The organism is Sandarakinorhabdus sp. (genome assembly GCF_031430775.1).
Taxonomy (GTDB): Bacteria; Pseudomonadota; Alphaproteobacteria; order Sphingomonadales; family Sphingomonadaceae; genus Sandarakinorhabdus.
Genome location: NZ_JANPCD010000041.1, coordinates 1 through 7219, shown reverse-complemented (window position 1 = coordinate 7219; position 7219 = coordinate 1). Strand labels below are relative to the sequence as shown.

Below are 7219 nucleotides of genomic sequence, written 5' to 3'. Positions count from 1 at the left end.
ATCCACGGCGACCATCTTGTCGATCGCAGGACCATCGAAGCGCTTCCGGCTGGAATCGCGCTGGCCGATCCCGCCGCCTATCTGAATGGCAGGGCCGCCGACCGCGTGACGCTGCGCATGCTGCATGGCCGGGCGGTAGCCGAGGTAAGCCGCGGCCGCAGCATCCTGCTGTTCGACGCCGCTACCGGCGTATTGCTGCCGCCTATCGACGCCCGTCTTGCTGCTGCCATCGCCCAAAAAGCCTGGATCGGCGCCGATGTCGCGGTGCCGGCGACAAGCAAGGTCATATCAGCCAGCCCCGAATATCGCGGGCCGTTGCCGGCATGGCGTGTCGCGTTTGCCGATCCCGATCATACCAGCGTCTTCATCGCCGCCGAAACCGGGCAGATTGCCGCCGTGCGCACCGCCAATTGGCGGCTGTTCGATTTTTTCTGGGGCCTGCACATCATGGACTGGACCGAGCACGACAATTTCAACACCTGGTGGTTGCTGGCGTTTGCCGTTGGCGGGTTGATCATGGGGCTGGCGGGCACGGTACTGCTGGTCATTCGCTGGCCCATAAAGCGCGGGCTCTTGCGCCGTCGCCCGACCTTGTCATGATACCCCATGCCTGATCAGGAAGCCTGAGCACCATGCGCAATTATCTGCTCGCCATTGCCCTATTCAGCGCGCCCGCGATGGCGGCAGGGGACATTGTGATGCACCGCGATCCGGGGTGTGGGTGCTGCGAAGCATGGGCCGCTGCGGTGGCAAAACAGTTTGGCCAGGCCGTCAGGATTATCGATGACGCCAACCGCGCCAGCCTTCACAAGCGCCTCGGCATGCAGCCCGCATTGGCTTCGTGCCACACGGCCATCATCGCCGGGATGGCCTTTGAGGGCCATGTACCTATCGCAGACATGAAACGCGTGCTGGCAAAGCGACCTGCCGGCGTTACGGGCCTTGCCGTGCCCGGCATGCCCATCGGCTCGCTCGGCATGGAAGTGCCGGGACGCGCAGCCGGCCCATATACTGTCGTTGCCTTCGGCGCTGGCAAATCATCGGCTTTTGCCCAGCACTGAACATCACCGCGGGCCTGCGGGCCTGCGGGCCATGTCAGGCCGGCAGCCAGGGAGCCTCGTTGCTGCGGTCCGGCGCAACTGCGATCTGCCGCTCCTGCCCGCCCTGTTTTTTTGCTTGTCATCGGCTGGCGCTGACCCATGATGATACCCTATGCGCGCCCAGCACATCGAACGTCACGCAATGAACCGAATCGGCTGGCTGCGCGCCGCCGTTCTGGGCGCCAATGACGGCATTGTCTCGACCGCCAGCCTGGTGCTGGGTGTTGCCGCAGCGGGCGCGGCGCGCGGCGATATCCTGCTGGCCGGCGTTGCGGGGCTGGTTGCAGGCGCCATGTCCATGGCAGCGGGCGAATATGTGTCCGTAAGCTCCCAGTCCGATGTGGAAAATGCTGATCTCACACGCGAAAAGGCCGAACTGGCAACCACGCCTGAGCTGGAGCATGAAGAACTGACCTGCATCTACGAGGCGCGCGGCGTCATGCGCGGCACCGCCGAGGCCGTGGCCACGCAGTTGATGGCGCGTGACGCGCTGGCCGCCCACGCCCATGACGAACTGGGGTTGACTGAAGCCGCCAGCGCCCGGCCATTGCAGGCAGCCATGACATCGGCGGCAACCTTTTCGGTTGGTGCAGCGATGCCGCTGCTGGTGGTGTGGCTGGTGCCCGAAACCATGATCGTTGCGGTTGTCGCTGCGACAGCGTTGATATTTCTGGTGTTGCTCGGCTGGCTCGGCGCCCGCGCCGGCAAGGCCGACTGGCGCCGGCCGGTGCTGCGCGTGGCATTCTGGGGCAGCTTTGCCATGGGCATCACCGCGCTGATCGGGCGGCTGGCCGGCACGGTCGTCTGAGATTGCGCCGGCAGCAGCTTTTTGTTCACAATGGTGACAGCCGACCCATGATATGACGTTTTCATTGCTGTTTCTTCGCAAGGATCGCGCGATGACCAATTGGCGTTTGCTGGTGACCATTCCCATGCTGTTGGCCGGGCCAGCCTTGGCCCAAATGTCGGCGCAGGTGCCGCCGCCGCGCGGCGATGATGGCTGGCCGTTCGACACACCGGCCATTGCCGCGCCGCCGATGATGACAAGCGGCACCGGGCAGGAAATGGGATTTGCCGGTCAGCCCGGCGATATGTTCGGCATGCGCAATGTTGATGACGTCGCGCAGTTTCGTGCCCCACTGGCGCAACATGGCCGCTGGACGCAGACGCGCTGGGGCAACAGTTTCGTGCCCGATGCACCACGCGATTGGCGCCCCTATACCAATGGTCAATGGGGTCCGGACCGGTTCTGGGTCAGCGATGATCCCTGGGGCTGGGCCACCGACCATTATGGCCGCTGGGGCTTTGACGAGGCCAATGGCTGGGTCTGGGTGCCGGGCACCGAATGGGCACCGTCATGGACGGCGTGGCGCGAAAGCGACGATGTGGCCGGCTGGGCGCCGATTCCGCCGGGCGTGCGCTACACCGCCGATGCCGGCTTCGATGACGGCTGGGGCTATGACAACTGGAACAGCTGGTATGCGCCAAGCTGGGTGTGGGTGCCGCGCCAGCAGGTGTTCACACGCGGCTTTGGCGGGCGCGTCCTGCCCTGGAACAATGGCCGCAATTACTGGCGCGGTGGCCGCTGGGGCGGATTTGGCGGCGGCTTTGGCGGCGGTTGGGGCGGAAGCGTCACAGTTGGTTTCGGCAACGGCGGCTGGGGCGGCGGTTGGAACAACGGTTGGGGCGGCGGTTGGAACAACGGTTGGGGTGGCGGCTGGGGCAACGGCTTTGGCTGGGGTGGCGGTTGGAACAATGGCTGGGGTGGTGGCTGGAACAATGGTTGGGGCGGCGGTTGGGGCGGCGGTTGGAACCGCCCGCGCTGGAATCACCCGCGTGACAACGGTCCGCGTCGCGGCCAGCCAGGCAGTGTGGGAGACAATATCGGGCGCGGCATTTATGGCCGTCCGGGCGGCAATCGCGGGGATGGCGACCGCGACTGGCGCGGCAACGGCGGCGGTCTTGCCGATAATGTCTTTGGCCGTCAGCGCGGCGGACGCGGTGATGGCGGACGGGGTGACGGCCGCCCGCGCGGCGGCTTCGATGGTGGGCCGCGCAGCGGCGTCGATGGTGGCCCACGTGGCGGCTTCGATGGCGGGCCTCGCGGCGGCAACGGCGGCGGGTTGGCTGGCAATGTGTTTGGCGGCCAGCGCGGCGGGCGCGGTGATGGCGGACAGGGTAATGACCGGTCGCGCGGCGGCTTCGATGGTGGCCCGCGCGGCGGCTTCGACGGCGGCCAGCGCGGCGGAAACGGCGGCAACCTGGGCGGAGGTCGCGGCATGAATGGCGGCGGTGCCCGAATGGAGGCCCCGCGCATGGAAGCTCCGCGCATGCAGGCGCCCCGCTCGGAATCGCCGCGTATGGATTCGCCTCGCACGGACACGCCGCGCCGGTCGATGAGCGAGCGGGTCGGCGGCGCCATGTCCGATAGCAAACCGCAATGAAGTGACGCCGGCACCCCGCACGCGCTGCTGGGTACCGGCCAATCTGCATAATATCCTTGCGTTGGAGCAGCCTGCAGCGCACAAAAGCTGCTGGACAATCTGGCAAGGCGGCAATGCAGGCAATCACGGCGTTCGACGAGATGTATGGCCTGGGCGAAAGCTACGGCCATGCCCGGCCCGGCGATGTCATGCCGCCCTATCGTGCGCTGCAAGCCTGGCTGGACGCGTCGCCGCCCGAGCTGATGTCGGCCCGCCGGCGTCAGGCGGAACTGTTTTTTCGGCGCATCGGCATCACCTTTGCCGTCTATGGCGACCCTGACGCCACCGAACGCCTGATCCCGTTCGATATCGTGCCGCGCATCCTGGCACGCGCCGAATGGGACCAGCTGGAAAAGGGCCTGAAGCAGCGGGTTGGCGCGCTCAACGCCTTTCTGGCCGACATCTATGGGGCGCAGGACATATTGCGCGCCGGCATCGTGCCCACCGAGCTGGTGCTGCAAAATCCCGGTTATTGCGTCCACATGGCCGGGCGCAAGCCGCCTGGCGGCATCTGGGTGCATATCGCCGGCATCGATATGGTGCGCACCGGCGCCGACAATTTCTTTGTGCTCGAAGACAATGCCCGCACGCCGTCGGGTGTGTCCTACATGCTCGAAAACCGCGAGGTGATGCTGAAGCTGGTGCCTGAATTGTTCGAAGCCGTTAAGGTGGCGCCGGTGGAAACCTATCCGGAAATGCTGCTGGAAACGCTGGCGTCGGTGTCGCCGCGCGGCGGGCGGCGGGGTGGTTCTGGTGGTGGCGGGCAGCCCAATTGCGTGCTGCTGACGCCGGGCCAGTACAACAGCGCCTTTTACGAACACAGTTTCCTGGCCGACAAGCTGGGCATCGAACTGGTCGAGGGTTCGGACCTGTTTGTCCGCGATGACATCGTCTACATGCGCACCACGCAAGGCCCGGAACGGGTGGACGTGATCTATCGCCGCATCGACGACGCCTTCATCGATCCGCTGGTGTTCAATCCGCAATCGGCGCTGGGGGTGCCGGGGCTGATGGCGGCCTATCATGCCGGCAATGTCACGCTGGCCAATGCGGTCGGCACCGGCATTGCCGACGACAAGGCCATTTACAGTTACATGCCCGAGATCATCAAATTCTACACCGGCGAAGAAGCCCTGCTGCAAAATGTGCCGACCTGGCGCTGCCGTGAGCCGGAATCGCTTGGTTATGTGCTCGACCATCTGCCCGAACTGGTGGTCAAGGAGGTCGATGGCTCCGGCGGCTATGGCATGCTGGTCGGCCCGCATGCGCCCAAGGCCACAATTGCCGCCTTTGCCGCCAAGCTGAAGGCCGCGCCGGAAAAATTCATCGCCCAGCCGACGCTTGCGTTGTCCACCTGCCCGACCGCGACCGATGCCGGCGTTTCGGCGCGGCATGTCGATTTGCGGCCCTTTGTACTGACCGGCAGCGACGGCGTACGGATCGTGCCCGGCGGGCTGACGCGGGTGGCGATGACCCAAGGGTCGTTGGTGGTGAATTCCTCGCAGGGCGGCGGCACCAAAGACACATGGATCATCGATTGATGACAACGCGTTTTCAGGTTTTGCAGGCGCCAGTGTCCAAGGTGCCAGGGCCATGTTGAGCCGCACGGCCAGCAATCTTTACTGGATGGGGCGTTACCTTGAACGCGCCGATTTTTCTGCGCGGCTGATCGAGGCGACGCAGCGGCTGGCCGCCCTGCCCTCCAGCTATGGCGGTGCCGGAAATGCCTGGGAATCGGCGCTTGCCGTGGCCTGCATGGCCGCGCCCTTCAAGGCGGCCGGCCTGCCACTCGACGAGCTTAACGTCACCGAATTCCTGACGCTCAATGCCGACAATGGCAGTTCGATCCGTTGCTGCCTTGAAGCGGCGCGCGGCAATGCCCGTTCCGTGCGCACCGCGCTGACCGAGGAAGCCTGGGAAGCCATCAATACCGCCTGGCTGGAAGTGTCACGCCATGGCACGCATCTGGACAACAGGGAAAAACTGGGTTCGGTCATCGAACTGGTCAAGCACGCGATTTCGGCATTCGAGGGCGCTGCCAACCGCACCATGCTGCGCGGCGATGCGTTCTGGTTCATCAACCTGGGCAGCGCCGTCGAACGCGCCGACAATTCGGCGCGGCTGCTCGATGTCAAATATCATCTATTGTTGCCGCGCGACGAGCCGGTGGGCGGCAGTCTCGATTATTTCCAATGGACCACGATCCTGCGCACCGTATCGGCGATGACGGCGTATCGCTGGGTGTACCGTGACAGCGTCAAGCCGTGGCTGGTTGCCGACCTGCTGATCCTCAACCGCGAGATCCCGCGAAGCCTCGCGTCATGCTATGACGAAATCCTGCGCCATCTCGATCTGCTGGCGGCGGCATCCGGCAAGCGCGGCCCGGCGCACCGGCTGGCTTCGGCCGGCCATGCCCGGTTGGCGCAGGGCAATATCGACGCGATTTTTGCCGGCGGCCTGCATGAGTTCCTGACCGTGTTCATCGCCGACAACAACCGGCTCGGCGAAGCCATCGCCGAACAGTATCTGTTCTGAACCATGCGTATCCGGGTCGATTATTCCACAGTCTATGACTATTCGGCGCCGGCCAGCGACGTGCTGCAATTGCTGCGCGTCCAGCCGAGCGGGCACGAGGGCCAGCACATCCTGCATTGGCGCATCGACACTGATACCGACGGGCATTTGCGGCACAGCGAGGATGCCTATGGCAACATCACGCACATGTTCTACCCCGACGGCCCGGTGCGGCGGCTGTCGCTGCATGTGACCGGCGAGGTTGACACCAGCGAAACCGGCGGCGTGCTGTCGAGCATGCACGAGCCATTGCCGGCCGGCGTGTTCCTGCGGGCGACACCATTGACCGAAGCCGACGCCGCAATCCGTGCCTTTGCCCGCGAATGCCGGGGCGCGGACCCGCTGGCCAGTTGCCATGCCATGATGACGACGCTGAACGAAACCATGGTCTTCGACGCCGATGTCACCCATGCTTACAGCAGCGCCGCCCATGCCTATGGGATCAAGGCCGGCGTGTGCCAGGATTATGCCCATATCTTTTGCGCTGCCGCACGGTTTCTGGGCATTCCGGCGCGCTATGTCTCGGGCCATCTGGTGCGCGACGATGGCCTGGTCACACAGCCCGCCGCCCATGCCTGGGCCGAGGCGCAGGTGCCCGGCCTTGGCTGGGTGGCGTTCGACCCGACCAATGGCGTGTGTGCCACACAGTCCTATCTGCGCGTGGCCATCGGGCTGGACTATCTCGAGGCGGCGCCCATTCGCGGCGCCCGGCGCGGCGGCGGCATGGAAAGCATGGTGGTCAGCGTCACCACCAGCGAGAGCAATCTGGGCGGTGGGCAGGCATCCATGGTGGGCCAGTCACAGTCGCAGGTGCAAGGCTGAGGCTTTTGAGGCACAGAGGCCGCTGAGCAAATCAAGACCGGAACAGGATCCACACAGGCCATGACGTATTGCATCGGTATATTGGTGCGCGAAGGGCTGGTGCTGATGGGTGATACCCGCACCAACGCCGGCGTCGACAATGTCTCCACCTACCGCAAACTGCGCGTGCTGGACCATGGTCCGGACCGGGTGATCCTGTGCACGTCCGCAGGCAGCCTGTCGGTGACACAATCCGCCCTG

At 65.1% G+C, this 7219-nt stretch carries 7 protein-coding genes and 1 pseudogene; all 8 read left to right on the top strand.

The features are described from left to right. Positions 1-600 (top strand): hypothetical protein (locus tag RMQ73_RS02350; RefSeq protein ID WP_310496379.1); only part of this gene is annotated, 600 nt, incomplete at its 5' end. 32 nt (positions 601-632) lie between these two features. Then, positions 633-1061, top strand: a complete 429-nt coding sequence (locus RMQ73_RS02345) for a DUF411 domain-containing protein (protein ID WP_310496378.1) — start codon at positions 633-635, stop codon at positions 1059-1061. A gap of 151 nt (positions 1062-1212) precedes the next feature. Further along, positions 1213-1908, top strand: a complete 696-nt coding sequence (locus RMQ73_RS02340) for a VIT family protein (RefSeq protein WP_310496377.1) — start codon at positions 1213-1215, stop codon at positions 1906-1908. A gap of 91 nt (positions 1909-1999) precedes the next feature. Then, a complete protein-coding gene (locus tag RMQ73_RS02335) occupies positions 2000-3544 on the top strand; it encodes a DUF6600 domain-containing protein (protein ID WP_310496376.1) in 1545 nt (514 codons plus the stop codon). Between the two features lie 113 nt (positions 3545-3657). Continuing rightward, entirely contained in the window at positions 3658-5124 is a 1467-nt protein-coding gene (locus RMQ73_RS02330) for a circularly permuted type 2 ATP-grasp protein (RefSeq protein ID WP_310496375.1), read from the top strand. 52 nt (positions 5125-5176) lie between these two features. Then, on the top strand, positions 5177-6118 hold the full coding sequence (locus RMQ73_RS02325) for an alpha-E domain-containing protein (protein WP_310496374.1): 942 nt from the start codon (positions 5177-5179) through the stop codon (positions 6116-6118). Between the two features lie 3 nt (positions 6119-6121). Further along, positions 6122-6979 (top strand): transglutaminase family protein, encoded by an 858-nt coding sequence (locus tag RMQ73_RS02320; RefSeq protein WP_310496373.1) that lies wholly within the window; start codon positions 6122-6124, stop codon positions 6977-6979. A gap of 60 nt (positions 6980-7039) precedes the next feature. After that, positions 7040-7219: pseudogene (locus RMQ73_RS02315) on the top strand (peptidase); the annotation flags it as partial.

Coding starts and splice junctions, on each gene's coding strand:
- RMQ73_RS02335 (WP_310496376.1), top strand. CDS start 2,000: ATGACCAATTGGCGTTTGCTGGTGACCATTCCCATGCTGTTGGCCGGG.
- RMQ73_RS02325 (WP_310496374.1), top strand. CDS start 5,177: ATGTTGAGCCGCACGGCCAGCAATCTTTACTGGATGGGGCGTTACCTT.
- RMQ73_RS02345 (WP_310496378.1), top strand. CDS start 633: ATGCGCAATTATCTGCTCGCCATTGCCCTATTCAGCGCGCCCGCGATG.
- RMQ73_RS02340 (WP_310496377.1), top strand. CDS start 1,213: ATGCGCGCCCAGCACATCGAACGTCACGCAATGAACCGAATCGGCTGG.
- RMQ73_RS02330 (WP_310496375.1), top strand. CDS start 3,658: ATGCAGGCAATCACGGCGTTCGACGAGATGTATGGCCTGGGCGAAAGC.
- RMQ73_RS02320 (WP_310496373.1), top strand. CDS start 6,122: ATGCGTATCCGGGTCGATTATTCCACAGTCTATGACTATTCGGCGCCG.